The organism is Frigoribacterium sp. PhB116, assembly GCF_004364285.1.
Classification (GTDB): Bacteria; Actinomycetota; Actinomycetes; order Actinomycetales; family Microbacteriaceae; genus Frigoribacterium.
This window is the reverse complement of the sequence record NZ_SOBE01000001.1, coordinates 1,071,989-1,087,570: the sequence shown is the minus strand read 5'-3', so window position 1 is coordinate 1,087,570 and position 15,582 is coordinate 1,071,989. Positions and strand designations below refer to the sequence as shown.

At 72.0% G+C, this 15,582-nt stretch carries 14 protein-coding genes and 1 tRNA gene; 11 read left to right on the top strand and 4 right to left on the bottom strand.

The genetic code is table 11. The features are described from left to right. Position 1: 1 nt before the first annotated feature. From mmsB to EDF20_RS04890, 3 genes are all read left to right on the top strand, one after another. The gene (gene mmsB / locus EDF20_RS04900; protein ID WP_199732383.1) at positions 2–1,375 is read left to right on the top strand and encodes a multiple monosaccharide ABC transporter permease; all 1,374 of its coding nucleotides are present in this window, start codon (positions 2–4) and stop codon (positions 1,373–1,375) included. Between the two features lie 101 nt (positions 1,376–1,476). Then, positions 1,477–2,574 carry a sugar-binding protein gene (locus tag EDF20_RS04895; RefSeq protein WP_123546675.1) on the top strand — a complete coding sequence of 366 codons (1,098 nt, stop codon included), beginning with the start codon at positions 1,477–1,479 and terminating at the stop codon, positions 2,572–2,574. A gap of 92 nt (positions 2,575–2,666) precedes the next feature. Continuing rightward, positions 2,667–3,239, top strand: a complete 573-nt coding sequence (locus tag EDF20_RS04890; RefSeq protein WP_199732324.1) for an MOSC domain-containing protein — start codon at positions 2,667–2,669, stop codon at positions 3,237–3,239. 19 nt (positions 3,240–3,258) lie between these two features. On the opposite strand, the gene EDF20_RS04885 is transcribed toward EDF20_RS04890, so the two are convergent. After that, positions 3,259–3,828, bottom strand: coding sequence for a TetR/AcrR family transcriptional regulator (locus EDF20_RS04885; protein WP_123546674.1), 570 nt, complete (start codon positions 3,826–3,828; stop codon positions 3,259–3,261). Positions 3,829–4,140: 312 nt separating this feature from the next. Between EDF20_RS04885 and EDF20_RS04880 the strand changes: the two genes are divergently transcribed. From EDF20_RS04880 to EDF20_RS04870, 3 genes are all read left to right on the top strand, one after another. Then, positions 4,141–5,370, top strand: a complete 1,230-nt coding sequence (locus EDF20_RS04880) for a multidrug effflux MFS transporter (protein ID WP_123546673.1) — start codon at positions 4,141–4,143, stop codon at positions 5,368–5,370. Positions 5,371–5,458: 88 nt separating this feature from the next. Further along, positions 5,459–6,178, top strand: a complete 720-nt coding sequence (locus tag EDF20_RS04875) for a phosphatase PAP2 family protein (RefSeq protein WP_123546672.1) — start codon at positions 5,459–5,461, stop codon at positions 6,176–6,178. A gap of 9 nt (positions 6,179–6,187) precedes the next feature. Next, on the top strand, positions 6,188–8,170 hold the full coding sequence (locus tag EDF20_RS04870) for a helicase HerA-like domain-containing protein (RefSeq protein WP_133737862.1): 1,983 nt from the start codon (positions 6,188–6,190) through the stop codon (positions 8,168–8,170). 66 nt (positions 8,171–8,236) lie between these two features. Here the strand turns inward: EDF20_RS04870 and EDF20_RS04865 are convergent, their stop codons facing one another. Together EDF20_RS04865 and EDF20_RS04860 are read right to left on the bottom strand one after the other, a co-directional pair. Beyond that, on the bottom strand, positions 8,237–8,860 hold the full coding sequence (locus tag EDF20_RS04865; protein WP_133737861.1) for a hypothetical protein: 624 nt from the start codon (positions 8,858–8,860) through the stop codon (positions 8,237–8,239). A 180-nt stretch (positions 8,861–9,040) separates the two neighbouring features. Next, entirely contained in the window at positions 9,041–9,412 is a 372-nt protein-coding gene (locus EDF20_RS04860; RefSeq protein WP_133737860.1) for a S4 domain-containing protein, read from the bottom strand. Between the two features lie 127 nt (positions 9,413–9,539). Between EDF20_RS04860 and EDF20_RS04855 the strand changes: the two genes are divergently transcribed. Next, a tRNA-Ser gene (locus EDF20_RS04855) sits at positions 9,540–9,624 on the top strand. A gap of 135 nt (positions 9,625–9,759) precedes the next feature. Here EDF20_RS04855 and EDF20_RS04850 read toward each other — a convergent pair. Beyond that, positions 9,760–10,266 carry a GNAT family N-acetyltransferase gene (locus tag EDF20_RS04850; protein ID WP_123546668.1) on the bottom strand — a complete coding sequence of 169 codons (507 nt, stop codon included), beginning with the start codon at positions 10,264–10,266 and terminating at the stop codon, positions 9,760–9,762. A gap of 115 nt (positions 10,267–10,381) precedes the next feature. On the opposite strand from EDF20_RS04850, the gene EDF20_RS04845 reads away from it, so the two are divergent. From EDF20_RS04845 to EDF20_RS04830, 4 genes are all read left to right on the top strand, one after another. Beyond that, entirely contained in the window at positions 10,382–10,600 is a 219-nt protein-coding gene (locus EDF20_RS04845) for a hypothetical protein (protein ID WP_133737859.1), read from the top strand. A 127-nt stretch (positions 10,601–10,727) separates the two neighbouring features. Beyond that, positions 10,728–12,167, top strand: coding sequence for an amino acid permease (locus EDF20_RS04840; RefSeq protein WP_123546666.1), 1,440 nt, complete (start codon positions 10,728–10,730; stop codon positions 12,165–12,167). 43 nt (positions 12,168–12,210) lie between these two features. Beyond that, on the top strand, positions 12,211–14,358 hold the full coding sequence (pta, locus tag EDF20_RS04835; protein WP_133737858.1) for a phosphate acetyltransferase: 2,148 nt from the start codon (positions 12,211–12,213) through the stop codon (positions 14,356–14,358). After that, positions 14,355–15,548 (top strand): acetate kinase, encoded by a 1,194-nt coding sequence (locus tag EDF20_RS04830; protein WP_133737857.1) that lies wholly within the window; start codon positions 14,355–14,357, stop codon positions 15,546–15,548. Before pta ends, EDF20_RS04830 begins: the two co-directional genes overlap by 4 nt. Positions 15,549–15,582: the final 34 nt, after the last annotated feature.

Below are 15,582 nucleotides of genomic sequence, written 5' to 3'. Positions count from 1 at the left end.
AATCAAGGACCTGAAGAAGGTCTTCGGCGGCAACACGTCGAACGCCCGTCAGTTCGGCATGATCGCGACCCTCGTGGTGGCCATCGTCATCTTCCAGTTCCTGACGGGCGGGCTCACCCTCGAGCCGACGAACCTCATCGCCCTGGTCAGCCAGTACTCGTACATCCTGATCCTCGCCATCGGCATGGTGATGGTCATCGTCGCCGGCCACATCGACCTCTCGGTCGGCTCGGTCGCGGCGTTCGTCGGCATCATGGTGGCGACGTCCATGACCACCTGGAACTTCCCGTGGCCCGTCGCCATCGTCTTCGGCCTCGTCGTCGGCGCGGCGATCGGTGCCTGGCAGGGCTTCTGGGTCGCCTACGTCGGCGTCCCCGCCTTCATCGTCACGCTGGCGGGCATGCTGCTCTTCCGCGGCGCCAACCAGTTCGTCGGCAACGCGACCACGCTGCCCGTTCCCGAGGCCTACACGGTCATCGGCGCCGGCTACCTGCCCGAGTTCGGGCCGAACACCGGCTACAACAACGCGACCCTGCTGCTCGGCCTGGTCCTCGCCGCCGTCGTCGTCTGGCGCGAGTTCCGCCTCCGTCGGGTGCAGCGCACCATGGGCAGCGAGATGGCCCCGCTGTGGGTCAGCTTCGTCAAGCTCGCCGTGCTCGTCGCGATCATCCTGTACGCCGCCACGCTCTTCGGCGGCGGCCGGGTCGGCACCTCGTTCCCCGTGTCGGGCATCATCCTCGGCGTGCTCGTGCTGGTCTACGGGTTCATCACGCAGAACACGATCTTCGGCCGGCACATCTACGCGGTCGGTGGCAACTCGCACGCCGCCGAGCTCTCGGGCGTCAACGCGAAGCGCATCAACTTCTTCGTGATGATGAACATGTCCGTGCTCGCCGCCCTCGCCGGCATGATCTACGTCGCCCGGGCCGGGGCCTCCGGTCCCCAGGACGGCCTGAACTGGGAGCTCGACGCCATCGCGTCGGTCTTCATCGGCGGCGCGGCCGTCGCCGGCGGCATCGGCACCGTGACCGGCTCGATCGTCGGTGGTTTCGTCATCGCCGTGCTGAACAACGGCCTGCAGCTCATGGGCGTCGGCTCGGACAAGGTGCAGATGATCAAGGGCCTCGTGCTGCTGATCGCCGTGGCCGTCGACGTCTACAACAAGAGCCAGGGCCGACCGTCCATCACGGGCTTCCTGACACGCGGCCTCCGTCGCGACAAGGACGGCATCGCCGCACCTGCCGCGTCGATCGAGACCTCGACCGCCGGCCGCCAGTCCGGCGTCGGCTCGACGACCGATGCCCCCGCCGGCGCGGTCCAGCCGAACGGCGACCTGACCGACGTGCAGCGACCCAAGTCGACCACGCCCAACTAGACCCGCACCGCCGCGTGCCCGTCCACCGACGGCCGGGCTCGCATTCCCCGGGAGCACCAGTTCCCACACCTGCAACCCCCCTACAAGAAAGTAGACACAGCATGCGCAAAATCGCGCTGGCGACCATGGCGGTCGCCGCAGCAACGACGCTGATCCTGAGCGGCTGCTCGAACTCGGCTCGCACCGACGCCGGCTCGGGCGACGCGGCCTCCGGCTTCGAGCAGGGCTCGACCATCGGCGTGGCCCTGCCCGCGAAGACCAGCGAGAACTGGGTCCTCGCCGGCGACCTGTTCACCGACGGCCTCACCGAGGCGGGCTTCAAGCCCGACGTGCAGTACGCGGCCGCCTCCGGCACCGTCGCGAACCAGCAGGAAGAGATCCAGTCGATGGTGACCAAGGGCGCGAAGGTGATCATCATCGGCGCGGCCGACGGTGCTCAGCTCGGCACCCAGGTCAAGGCCGCGCACGACGCCGGCGCCGTCGTCATCGCCTACGACCGCCTCATCCTCAACACCGAGGACGTCGACTACTACGTCGCCTACGACAACTTCAAGGTCGGCGAGCTCCAGGGCCAGGCCCTGCTCGACGGCATGAAGGCCAAGAAGGCCGAGGGCCCGTACAACATCGAGCTCTTCTCCGGCTCGTCCGACGACGCCAACTCGGCAGTCTTCTTCGACGGCGCGATGAGCGTCCTGCAGCCGGCCATCGACGACGGCTCCGTCGTCGTCGCCTCCGGCCAGACCGACATCAAGCAGACCGCGACCGACGGCTGGAAGGCCGAGAACGCCCAGCGCCGCATGGACTCGCTGCTCACCAGCACCTACAGCTCGTCCGAGCTCGACGGCGTCCTGAGCCCCAACGACACGCTGGCCCGCGCCATCATCACGTCGGTGCAGTCCGCCGGCAAGGACGTCCCGGTCGTCACCGGTCAGGACTCCGAGGTCGAGTCGGTCAAGTCGATCATGGAGGGCGTGCAGTACTCCACGATCAACAAGGACACCCGCAACCTGGTCGCGCAGGCCATCGACATGGTGACCTCGCTGTCCGAGGGCGACAAGGCCGAGACGAACGACGACGAGTCGTACGACAACGGCTCGAAGATCGTGCCCGCGTTCCTGCTGCCCCCGCAGATCGTCACCAAGGAGAACGCCGCTGAGGCGTACGCCAACGACCCCACCCTGGGTCCGCTGACGAAGTAGCACCACCCCGCACCACCCGCACCACCACGAGAGCCGATCGCCCTGCACCGGGGCGGTCGGCTCTCGCCGTTCCCGACCACTACGGTGGTGCCGTGACGGCAGGGGACGAGGAGGCGACGGTCGCGAGCCCGCACCCGGTCACGATCGAGCTGTTGCTCGCGTCGCCCCGCTCCCGCTACGTCGGCCGCCCCGCCGACGGGCCCGAGCCGCCTCCGGCCGGGCCCGAGGTTCACGACAGCATCGAGCTCCGCGCCGGCCTCGGGATCGTCGGCGACCGCTACTTCGCGAAGCCCGCGCACCGGGGCGCGTCGGTGACGCTGTTCGCGGCCGAGTCCCTCGAGACGGTCGCGCGCCTCCTCGGCCTCGACGAGCCGCTCGACGTGGTCGCGACCCGGCGCAACGTCGTCACGCGCGGCCTCGACGTCGACGCCCTGCGCGGACGCACCATCAGCCTCGACACGGGCGACGGCCCGGTCCTGCTGCGCGTGAACAGGCCGGCGAACCCGTGCGCCTGGATGGACCACGTGCTCGCTCCCGGGGCGTTCCGGGTCATGCGGGGGCTGGGCGGGATGCGCTGCGAGCCGCTGACAGACGGCGTCTTGCGGCTCGGCCCCGCGAGGGTCGAGCTCGACCCGGCCGACCCGGCCGACGCGCACCCGGCCTAGGGGCGCGAGGAGGTGGCGGTCACTGCCACCAGGACGGCGTCATGGCGGCCATGGTGTCGAGCAGCGCCTTGCGGCTGGTGCGCTTGCCCCGCAGCCAGGCCTCGATGGCCCCGACGAGGGCGTGGGCGAACCAGCCGGCGGCGATGTGGACCGACAGCCCCTCGGGCAGCGAGCCCTCGGGCAGCCGCTCGATGTGCTGCAGGGACGAGGTCTCGAAGTGGCCGGCGAGCGCCTGGTGGATCGACGCGTCCAGCGCGTCCGGCAGCGCGAGCCGGTACATGTCGCGGTAGCGGACGACGTGGTCGACGACGCGCTCGATGGCCCGGCTGGTGAACTCCGCGCCGTCGGCACCGGTCGAGGCCGCGCGGGCGGCCTGGTCGTCGAGGCGGATCTGGTCGAGCTCCGGCGTGATCACGTCGGTCAGAAGGCCGCCCGGCGACGTCGCGTGGCTGTAGAACGTCGCACGGTTGATCCCCGCGGCGCGCGTGACGTCGGCCACCGTGATGGTCGACACGGGCTGCTTCGACGCGAGCTCGACGATGGCGCCGTGCAGCGCCTTGGTCGTCTGGACGATGCGGGCGTCGACCATGGAGGCCTCCTGGATGTCGTGCCGTGGCCGCGGCGGGGGCCCCGGCTGAGCCGATCCTAGTGGTGCTCGACAGCCGTCGGCCTCGGCGACGCTGTGTCGCGAAGTCGGACTCCGTCGTGCGGCGGAGGCCGAGACTGAGGCCGAGACTGAGGCACTGTCGGCGGGGCCGAGGCGGGGCTACGATCGATGTCGACCACGCCCGTCGTCCGTGCGCAGCGTCACCCCTCCCACCCACCACCACGTCCAGGTCGCACGGTGTCGGATCGAACCGATTCGAGTGCGCCTGGCCGGCCCTGTCGTGAGGACACCCCCGTGAGCATCGTCGTCCACCCCGGTGACGCCCTGACCCGCCGCCAGAGGCTCGTCTACGTGATCGTCCTGGGCGCGCTGACCGCGCTCGGCCCGCTCACGATCGACCTCTACCTGCCGGCGTTCCCCTCGCTCGAGGACGACCTGCGCGTCACCGCGGGCCTCGTGCAGCTCACCCTCACGGCGACGACGATCGGCTTCGGTGTCGGGCAGCTGCTCGTCGGGCCCTGGAGCGACAAGGTCGGCCGCCGACTGCCCCTCATCGTGGCCACCGCCGTCCACATCGGCGCCAGCATCGGTGCCGCCGCCGCGCCCGACATCACGTGGCTCGCGGTCTTCCGCGTCCTGCAGGGCATGGGCGCCGCCGCCGGCGGCGTCGTCGCCATGGCCACCGTGCGCGACCTGTTCGGCGGCCTGCCGCTGGTGCGCATGCTGTCCCGCCTCGCGCTCGTCACCGGCCTCGCGCCCGTGCTCGCCCCGGTCGTCGGCTCGCAGCTGCTCCGGTTCACCGACTGGCGCGGCATCTTCTGGTTCCTCGTCGCCTACGGCGTGCTCATCCTGCTCGCGGCGATCTTCCTGATCGTCGAGACCCTGCCCGAGTCGGACCGACACGGCGCCGGCCACACGACCCTCCGGCAGCGCTACAAGGCGCTCTTCAGCGACCGCGTCTTCGTCGGCGTCGCGCTGATCGGCGCCATGGTCTTCTCCGGCCTCTTCACGTACCTGTCGGCCTCGTCCTTCCTCTTCCAGGACGTCTACGGCCTCGACGCCCAGCAGTACGGCTACCTCTTCGCGGTCAACTCGCTCGGCATCGTCGTCGGCGTCCAGGTCAGCTCGCGACTCGCCCGTCGGGTGCCCCCGGCCTACATCCTCGCGGGGTCGACGACCGTGCTGATCGTCAGCGCCGGCCTGATCGTGCTGCTCGACTCGCTGCACGTGGGGCTGCTCGGCATCCTCGTGCCGCTGTGGTTCTTCATCGCGGCGTGCGGCTTCACGTTCCCGCAGGTGCAGGTGCTCGGCCTCGCGAACCACGGCGCGGAGGCCGGCACGGCGGCGTCCCTGCTCGGGGCCCTCAACTTCGGCCTCGCCGGAATCATCTCGCCGGTCGTCGGGTTCCTGGGGATCGACACCGCCGTGCCGATGGGCAGCGTGATGATGGTCACCTCGGCGGTGGCGATCCTCAGCCTGTGGCTGCTGGTCCGGCCGCGCAGCGTCCCGGCGCTCGCCCACTAGGGCGGGCCGCGGAGGCGCGGAGCAGCCCCCAGGAGGCGCCGGCCGGCCCGGGCGGGCCGCGCCGCACCTCCGTCGGTACTGTCGGCGGATGGACACCTCCCCCCTCGCCCCGAAGTCGGCCACCCCGCGGGAGGCGACCGTCGCGCGTCGCGTGCAGCGCCGGTGGTGGGTCTTCAGCGCGCTCGGCGCGATCGGGGTCGTGCTGCTGATCGGCGTGGTCGTGACGGCGAGGGCGGGGCGGCTCGGCATCGACGAACGGGTCATGAACGAGCTCGTCGAGCACCGCAGCGACTTCTGGATCGCCCCGGCCCTCCTCTTCGACACGGTCGGGGCAGGGCTGATCGGCGTCTTCGTCGTGCCGATCGGCGTCGCCGTGGTCTTCCTGTTGCGGCGGCGCCCGTGGGCGGCTCTCTACTGGATCTGCGCGTGCGCCCTGAGCGCCGGCGTCGTCCAGGTGATCAAGCACACCTTCGGGCGGGCGCGGCCGACCGAGATCCTCGTGGTGAGCGACTACGGCTCGTTCCCGTCGGGCCACACCGCCAACGCGGCGACCCTCGCCGTCGTGCTCGGGGTCGTGCTCCGCCGCGTCTGGGTCTGGGCGGCCGGCGTCGTCTGGACCGTGCTGATGCTGCTCAGCCGCACCTACCTCGGGGCGCACTGGCTGACCGACACGATCGGCGGGCTGCTGATCGGCGCCGGCGTCGCGGTCGTCCTCTGGGCCCCGGTCGCCCACCGGCTGCTCGACGAGCAGGAGCGGGTCCGGGGCCGCGGCTGGGCGTGGCAGACGCGCGTCGGCACGGGTGCCTAGGCTGACCCCATGACCGACCCCCTCGACCAGGCCAGGGCGGAGGCCGCGGCGGCGGTCGCCGCCGCCGAGCAGGCGAAGCGCGACGCGGAGTCGGCGTTGGCGCGGGCCGAGCAGCTCGCGGCCGAGGCCGAGGCGGCGGCGCAGGAGGCGGGCGACGCCGAGCGGGACGCACGGGCGGCAGCGGGAGCGGCGGCAGCGCAGGACGCAGGCGCGTCCGACCCGGTCGCCGCCGCCGGTCCTGCCGAGGCGACGACCGCCTCCTCGGGTCCGCTCTCGTCCGGTGCCGTCGACGCGGTGCGCGCCGGCTACGCCCCCGAGGGCCCGGCCCTCGAGATCGGCTCGCTCGTCAACGGCGACGCGCTCGCCGACGTCCCCGTGCGGATCCCGCTCGGGATGCTGAACCGGCACGGCCTGATCGCGGGCGCGACGGGCACGGGCAAGACGAAGACGCTGCAGGTGCTCGCCGAGCAGCTGTCCGCGGCGGGCGTGCCCGTCTTCGCGGCCGACGTGAAGGGCGACCTCTCCGGCCTCGCCGCCCCGGGCGAGTCGAGCGAGAAGCTGCTCGCGCGCACCCGCGGCATCGGCCAGGACTGGACGCCCCTGGCGGCGCCGGCCGAGTTCTTCTCGCTCGGCGACGGCGGCCCTGGCGTCCCGGTGCGGGCGACGGTGAGCGGCTTCGGGCCGATCCTGCTCAGCAAGGTGCTCGGCCTGAACGACACGCAGGAGTCGAGCCTCGGCCTCGTCTTCCACTACGCCGAGCAGGCGGGGCTGCCGCTGCTCGACCTCGCCGACCTCCGCAGCGTGCTCACCTACCTGACGAGCGACGACGGCAAGGCCGAGCTCGCCGAGCTCGGCGGGCTCAGCAAGGCGACCGTCGGGGTGGTGCTGCGCGAGCTGATCACCTTCGCCGACCAGGGCGCCGACGCGTTCTTCGGCGAGCCCGAGATCGACACGGCCGTGTTCCTCCGCACCGCGGCCGACGGTCGCGGCATCGTCAGCCTGCTCGAGCTGCCCGGCGTCCACGACCGGCCGGCGTTGTTCTCGACGTTCCTGATGTGGCTCTTGGCCGACCTGTACAACGACCTCCCCGAGGTGGGCGACCTCGACCGACCTAAGCTCGTGTTCTTCTTCGACGAGGCCCACCTGCTCTTCGCGGGCGCCTCGGACGCGTTCCTCGACCAGGTGACGCGCACCGTGCGGCTGATCCGGTCGAAGGGCGTCGGCATCGTCTTCGTCACGCAGACCCCGAAGGACGTGCCCGGCGACGTGCTCGCCCAGCTCGGCTCACGGATCCAGCACCAGCTGCGGGCCTTCACGCCCGACGACGCCAAGGCGCTGCGGGCGACCGTCTCGACCTACCCCACGAGCGACTACGACCTCGGGGCCGTGCTGACCAGCCTGGGCACGGGGGAGGCGGTCGTCACCGTGATGAACGAGAAGGGCGCGCCCAGCCCGGTCGCGTGGACGCGGGTCCGGGCGCCCCAGGGCTCGATGTCGCCCCTGCCCGCCGACGAGATGGCCGCCCAGGTGGCTGCCTCGCCGCTCTGGCCGGTCTACGGCACTCCGGTCGACCGCGACTCCGCGCGCGAGATGCTGGCCCGCAAGCTCGAGGCCGCCGCGCTGCGCCGTCGCGAGCTCGACGAGGCGACCGCGCGCGACGAGGCCCTCGTGCTCGAGGCGAAGGAGGCGGCGGCCCGGGAGAAGCACGACGCCGCGGCCCTGAAGGCGGCCGAGAAGGAGCGGAAGGCCGCCCAGGCCGAGTACGAGCGACAGCAGCGAGAGTTCGAGAAGGCCGAGCGGGCCGCCGCGTCGACGAGGGCGCGTCGGGCGGGCGGCTCGACCCGCTCCTCCTCTGGTTCGTCGTCGGGGCGCGGGCGTGTGGGCGGCAGCGGCGCGGGCGGCGTGCTCGGCGACGTGCTCGGCTCGAGCGCCGGCAAGACGATCGTGCGCGAGGTCGTCAAGGGGATCTTCGGGACGCTGCGCCGGCGCTGAGCCCGGCGGGGCCCGGGGCCCACGGTCTCGGGCTCGCCCGGGGTGCTCCGCGCGACTCGGGAGGGCTCAGCCCGTGAAGGCCTGCCAGAAGAGGGCCAGCAGGCCCGTCGTGACGGCGAAGGCCAGCACGACCAGCGTGGTGCTGAGCCACCGTCGGCCCTCGTACCACGACCGGCTCTCGGGCCAGGTGCGGTAGAACTCAGGCCCCGACATCGGCCGCGAGACGGTCGTCACGGCACTGCCGAGCGCATCGGTGACGGCGGTGATCGCCTCGTCGGGCCAGTAGCCGCCCCGCATGCGGAAGAGCACCTCGCCGTCGTGGCCGAGGGCGATGAGCTGCGGCACGGTCTCGGTCGAGGCGCCGCGGTAGGTGCGCGCGACGAGGACGGTCGCGACGGCGTCTCGGGGGAGCCGTACGCTGCCGGGGAGCCAGCCGCGCTTGAAGAACTCGGTCGAGCTGACGCCGGCGTGCGAGACCCGGAAGCGCCAGTACATGAGGAGCCCCACGACGACGGCGACATCGGCGACCCACAGCACGGCCGGCCAGCGACCGGTCGGCCAGGTCAGCCACAGCAGGGCCGCGAGCACGGGCACGAGGCTGAAGACGGCGGTCAGTACGGCGGTCCGGGCGATCGTGCGCCGGGGCACGGCGATCACCTCGAAGTCGTCGCGCGCGACGCCAGTCACCATGTCAGCCCCCTCGGCCCTCGGCTGCCTCCCCCCTCAGAGAGGACGGCCGTCTCCCGACGGCCTGCCGTGGCACCGATCATAAGGGAGGCGTCCCCCGGGCCGGACCGCTCTGTCCGGTCCGCGAAAGCCCGGCGCGGCGTCCTCCCGGCGTCGGTGGCCGGTGTGTGCCCGACAGCCGCGTCAGCGGTCGCGGAGCTTCTCGAGGTCGCGCCGTTCGCGCTTCGTCGGTCGACCGGCCCCCCTGTCCCGGACCGCCACCACGGCAGTCTCCTCGCGCGGGGGAGGAGGCGGTGTCAGGTCGGTCATCGCCTCGGCGGCGACGGAGGCGCCGACCCGCTTCACGAGGCACGTGCGGACCACGAGGATCCGGTCGAACCCGGCCACGCGGACCCGGACCTCGTCGCCGGGCCGGACCGACTGCGACGCCTTGACCCGCTCGCCGTTCACCCGGACGTGCCCGGCGCGGCAGCCCGTCGTCGCCGCCGAGCGCGTCTTGTAGACACGGACCGCCCACAGCCAGCTGTCGACTTGGGCGGAGGCGGGGGAGTCCATCCGACGATGCTACGTCGGGCCGGCCGCGCGCCGCGTGCCCGCCGCCCGCCGCAGGTGCGTCCGCAGCACCTCGCGCCGTCCGCTACCATGGACGAGGTCGTGCGCCAGTGATGCTGTCGCTCGCCCTGGAGGATTCGCCTAGTGGCCTATGGCGCACGCTTGGAAAGCGTGTTGGGTGCAAGCCCTCAGGGGTTCGAATCCCCTATCCTCCGCGTCGCGATGGCCCTCCCCTTCGGGAGGGCCATCGCTCGTCCTCCTCTGGTTCGCCCTGCGGGCGACACGAGAAAGGCCCTCCCCTTCGGGAGGGTCTTTCTCGTTCTCCTTGCGGGCGACACCGGGCGGCGGGCCTAGGAGGCGGCGGTGCCGTCGAGCATCAGCGTCATGTACCGAAGGTCGAGCCAGCGGCCGAACTTGACGCCGACCTCGCGCAGCAGCCCCGCGTCCTCGAAGCCGAGCGACCGGTGCAGGCGCACCGAGCCCTCGTTGCCGGCCTCGACGAGGGCGACCATGACGTGGTGGCCGGCCTCCGCGGCCCCGGCGACCAGCGCCTCCAGCAGGCTGCGGCCGATGCCGGCCCCCTGGTGCCCCTCGCGCACGTAGACGCTGTTCTCGACCGTGTGGCGGTAGCCGTCCTTGGCGTGGAACGGGCCGAAGCTCGCGTACCCGACGACGAGGTCGCCCTCGACGGCGACGACGGCGGCCGTGCCCGGGCGGCTGTGGGCGGCGAGCCAGTCGCGGCGCCCCTGCAGGTCGGGCTCCACGTCGGTCCAGATGGCGGTCGAGCGGGCGACGGCGTCGGCGTGGATCTCGAGGACCCCCGGCAGGTCGGATTCGGCGGCAGCGCGGATGATCACGGCACGATCATAGGAGGGGCCGACCCCGGCGAGGACACCGACGTGCGAGCCGCCCGACCCTGGGAACCGTCGGAGGCGCCGGTCAGACCCGAGGGCGCCCGCGTAGGTTCTGGTCATGACTGACGACACCTACACCGCGTCCTTCCTCGGCGACGACGGCCAGGAGGCCCGCACCGAGCAGCTCGAGTCGATCGGCGGCCAGCCGCAGAAGAGCCTCGTCCGGCCCGCGGCCGACGGCGGCGACGACGTCAACTGGGAGCTCGACCCCGACGCCTCGACCGAGGGCAACGCGGTGTACCGCTCCCTCGGAGTCGCGCAGCACGACTACTCCTGAGCCGTCGAGCCGCGGTGACCGGATGACCGGGACCCACCGAGAGCTGTCGCGGGGGTAACATATCGCCACGGCGCACCCGCGCCCCTCGGCCAGACCGCGCACGACGGCGTGCGCACAGGAGGCGCTCGTGACCACACGACGTGACGGATCCCGCTCGGTGCTGCGCAAGAAGCCCGTGCAGCAGATCGAGGACGAGACCGGGGGCACCGGCCTCTTCAAGAGCCTCGGCCTGTGGCAGCTGACGGCCATCGGCGTCGGCGGCATCATCGGCGTCGGCATCTTCTCGCTGGCGGGGCTCGTCGCCCACGGCGACGACGCGAACCCGGGCGTCGGGCCGGCCGTCCTGTTCTCCTTCTTGATCGCCGGTCTCGCGAGTGCCGCGGCGGCGCTCTCGTACGCCGAGTTCGCGGGCATGATCCCGCGGGCCGGCTCCGCCTACACCTACGGCTACGTCGCCCTCGGCGAGATCATCGGCTGGTTCATCGGCTGGGACCTGCTGCTCGAGTACGTGGCCATCGTGGCCGTCGTCGCGATCGGCATCTCGGGCTACTTCGACGCGTTCCTCTCGGGGCTCGGGCTGCACCTCCCCGACGCGATCGCCTCGACGCCCGACGCGGGGCAGGGCGGCGTGGTCAACCTGCCCGCGATCGTCGTCTGCCTGGTCGTGACCTTCATCCTGAGCCGGGGATCGAAGGCGTTCGGCCGCTTCGAGATCGTCGCCGTCGGCATCAAGGTGCTGCTGGTGCTGTTCATCATCGGCATCGGCCTGTTCCACCTGAGCGCCGAGAACTTCTCGCCCTTCGTGCCCAACGGCTTCGGGCCGGTCTTCACCGGGGCCGCCACCGTCTTCTTCGCCGTCTTCGGCTACGACGCGATGAGCACCGCGGCGGAGGAGAGCGTCGACGGCAAGAAGCACATGCCGAAGGCGATCATCCTGTCGTTGATCATCGCGATGATCCTCTACGTCGCCGCCACCCTGGTGCTCACCGGCATGCAGGACTACCGCGAGATCGACCCGGCCGCCGGCTTCGCCTCGGCGTTCAGCAGCGTCGGCCTGCCGGTGGTGGCCACGATCATCTCGGTGTTCGCCGTCATCTCGATCCTCACCGTCATGCTGACGTTCCTGCTCGGCGTCACGCGGGTCTGGTTCTCGATGAGCCGCGACGGCCTGCTGCCCGGCTGGTTCGCGCGGACCGATCGCAAGGGCGTCCCGCAGCGCGTCACGTGGATCGCGGGCATCGCCTCCGCGCTGCTCGCCGGGGTGTTCCCCATCCGCGCCGTCGCCGACCTGACGAACATCGGCATCCTCGCTGCGTTCGTGGTGGTCTGCGTCGCGGTCATCGTGTTCCGCTACCGCAAGCCCGACGAGCCGCGCACGTTCCGCCTCCCGTTCATGCCCTTCGTCCCGGCCTTCGGGGTGCTGGCGAGCGGGTTCCTCATCTCGCAGTTGCACTGGGAGACCTGGCTGCGCTTCGGCATCTGGCTGGTCGTCGGCCTCGTGCTCTACTTCGGCTACGGCCGCAGGCACTCGCTGCTGAACCCGGACAGCCCGCGCCTGCCGCGCTGAGCTCCCCGGCGCCTCCGAGCCCGCCGGACGTAGGCTGGGCGACGTGTCCACCCGCATCTACATCACGTCCGCAGAAGGCCACACCGGCAAGTCGACGATCGCCCTCGGCGTCCTCGACACGCTGAGCCACGAGGTCGGCCGGGTGGGGGTGTTCCGTCCCGTGGCGCGGTCGACGCGCGAGCGCGACTACGTCCTCGAGCTGCTGCTCGCCCACGACAGCGTCGACCTCGACTACGAGGAGTGCGTCGGCGTCACCTACGACGACGTGCACCGCGATCCCGACGCGGCGCTGGCCGCCATCGTCAGCCGGTTCTCCGCCGTCGAGCGGCAGTGCGACGCCGTCGTGGTGATCGGCTCCGACTACACCGACGTCGGCAGCCCCACTGAGCTGTCGTTCAACGCCCGGGTGGCCGCCAACCTCGGCGCCCCCGTGCTGCTCGTGCTCGGCGGCCGCAGCGCCGCCGACGGCACGACTCCCCGCACCGGCGCGGACATGCGCCAGGTGGCCGAGGTCACGACGGCCGAGCTCCGCAACGAGCACGCCAGCCTGCTCGCCGTCGTCGCGAACCGGGTCGACCCCGAGCACCTCGACGACGTCGTCGAGGGCGTGGGCCAGGCGCTCGCCGGGAGCCCCTCGGGCACCGTGCCCGTCTGGGCGCTGCCGGAGGACCGCCTCCTCGTCGCGCCCACCGTCCGCGCCGTGCTCGAGGCGACCGGCTCGACGTTCCTGCGTGGCGACGAGGCCCTGCTCGACCGTGAGGTCGAGGGGGTCGTCGTCGCCGCCATGTCGATGGAGAACGTCCTGCCGCGGCTGATCGAGGGGGCCGTGGTGGTCGTGCCCGGCGACCGGTCCGACGTGCTCGTCGCGACGGTGCTCGCCCACGCGTCCGAGACGTTCCCGTCGCTCGCCGCGGTCGTGCTCAACGGCGGCTTCGCGCTCGCCCCCCAGGTCGACCGGCTGATCGAGGGCCTCGGCAGCACGCTGCCGATCGCCCGCAGCGAGCTCGGCACCTACGACGCCGCGCTGGCCATCACCCAGACCCGGGGTCGCCTCGCCGCCGACTCGCCCCGCAAGTACGACCTCGCGCTGTCGCTCTTCGAGACGCACGTCGACGGCGCCGAGCTGCTGCGCCTGCTCGAGGTGAGCCCCTCCGGCGTCGTCACGCCGCTGATGTTCGAGCACCAGCTGCTCGAGCGCGCCCGCAGCGTCAAGAAGCACATCGTGCTGCCCGAGGGCGACGACGACCGCATCCTGCGCGCCGCGTCGACGCTGCTGCAGCGCGGCGTGGCCGACCTGACGCTGCTGGGCGACGAGGGCGTCATCCGCGCACGCGGCGCCGAGCTCGGCCTCGACCTGGCCGACGCCCGCGTGCTCGACCCCTTCGACGCCAGCCTGCAGGTGCAGTTCGCCGCCGAGTACGCGAAGCTGCGGGCGCACAAGGGCATCTCCGCGAGCATGGCGATGGACACGGTCACCGACGTCTCGTACTTCGGCACGATGATGGTCAAGCTCGGCCTCGCCGACGGCATGGTCTCCGGGGCGGCGCACACGACGGCCCACACCATCCGTCCCGCGTTCGAGGTGATCAAGACGGTGCCGGGCGTCGGCGTCGTCTCGAGCGTGTTCCTCATGGCGCTCGCCGACCGGGTGCTGGTCTACGGCGACTGCGCCGTCATCCCCGACCCGACCGCCGAGCAGCTCGCCGACATCGCGATCTCGTCGGCCGAGACCGCGGTGCAGTTCGGCATCGAGCCCCGCGTGGCCATGCTCAGCTACAGCACCGGCGACAGCGGCTCGGGCGCCGACGTCGAGAAGGTCCGCGCCGCGACGGCGCTGGTGCGCGAGCGCCGCCCCGACCTGCTCGTCGAGGGACCGATCCAGTACGACGCCGCGGCCGACCCGGTCGTGGCCGCCGCCAAGATGCCCGACTCCGAGGTCGCGGGCCGCGCGACCGTGTTCATCTTCCCCGACCTGAACACCGGCAACAACACGTACAAGGCCGTGCAGCGGAGTGCGGGGGCGGTCGCGATCGGGCCCATCCTGCAGGGCCTCCGCAAGCCGATCAACGACCTCTCCCGCGGCGCGCTCGTCGGCGACATCGTCAACACGGTGGCCATCACCGCCATCCAGGCCGGCACCGAGGCGGCCGCCGCCGAGACCACCACCACCACCGAAGGGAACACCCCGTGAGCGCAGTGCTCGTCGTCAACTCCGGCTCGTCGTCGTTCAAGTACCAGCTGATCGAGCTGGACGACGAGACGACGCTCGCGTCGGGTCTGGTCGAGCGCATCGGGGAGGCGGTGGGCCAGACCCGGCACCGCAACCACCTGACGGGTGCCGAGAGCAGCAACGACTCGCAGCCGATCGCCGACCACGCGGCCGGGTTCGAGGCGATGATGGCCGCCTTCGCCGCACAAGGCCCCTCCTTCGACGAGCACCCGCCCACGGCCGTCGGCCACCGTGTCGTGCACGGGGGAGTGGACTTCGACCGGGCCACGCTCGTCACCGACGAGGTGGAGAAGGCGATCGACCGCCTCTCCGCGTTGGCGCCGCTGCACAACCCCGCGAACCTGCAGGGCATCAGGGCCGCGAAGGAGGCGTTCGCCGACGTGCCCCACGTGGCGGTGTTCGACACGGCGTTCCACCAGACGCTGGCGCCCGCTGCGTACACCTACGCGATCGACGCGGAGCTGGCCGAGAAGCACCACGTGCGCCGGTTCGGGTTCCACGGCACCTCGCACAAGTACGTGTCCGAGAAGACCGCCGAGTTCCTCGGCCGTCCGCTGGCCGAGCTCAAGATCATCGTCCTGCACCTCGGCAACGGCGCCTCCGCCGCAGCGATCGACGGCGGCCGCTCGATCGAGACGAGCATGGGCATGACGCCCCTCGAGGGGCTCGTGATGGGCACGCGGTCCGGCGACATCGACCCGGCAGCCGTCTTCCACCTGCACCGCGAGGCGGGCCTCGACTTCGACGAGCTCGAGACGCTGCTCAACAAGGGCAGCGGCCTGCTCGGCCTGACGGGCAGCGGCGACATGCGCGACGTGCAGGACAGCGCCTCGCGCGGCGACGCCGTGTCCGAGTCGGCGCTGGCCGTCTACCGCCACCGCATCCGCCACTACGTCGGCGCCTACGTCGCGCAGCTCGGCGGACTCGACGCGGTCGTCTTCACCGCGGGCGTCGGCGAGAACAACGCCCTGCTGCGCCGCCGCACGCTGGCCGGGCTCGACTTCTTCGGCATCCGGATCGACGACGACCGGAACGAGCTGGCCTCGCGCGACGCTCGCCGGATCTCGCCCGAGGGAGCGTCCGTCGACGTCCTCGTCGTCCCCACGAACGAGGAGCTCGAGATCGCCCGGCAGGCCGCCGCGCTCCGCTAGGACGTGCCAGGCCGGCCGCGTGCCGGACGACAGA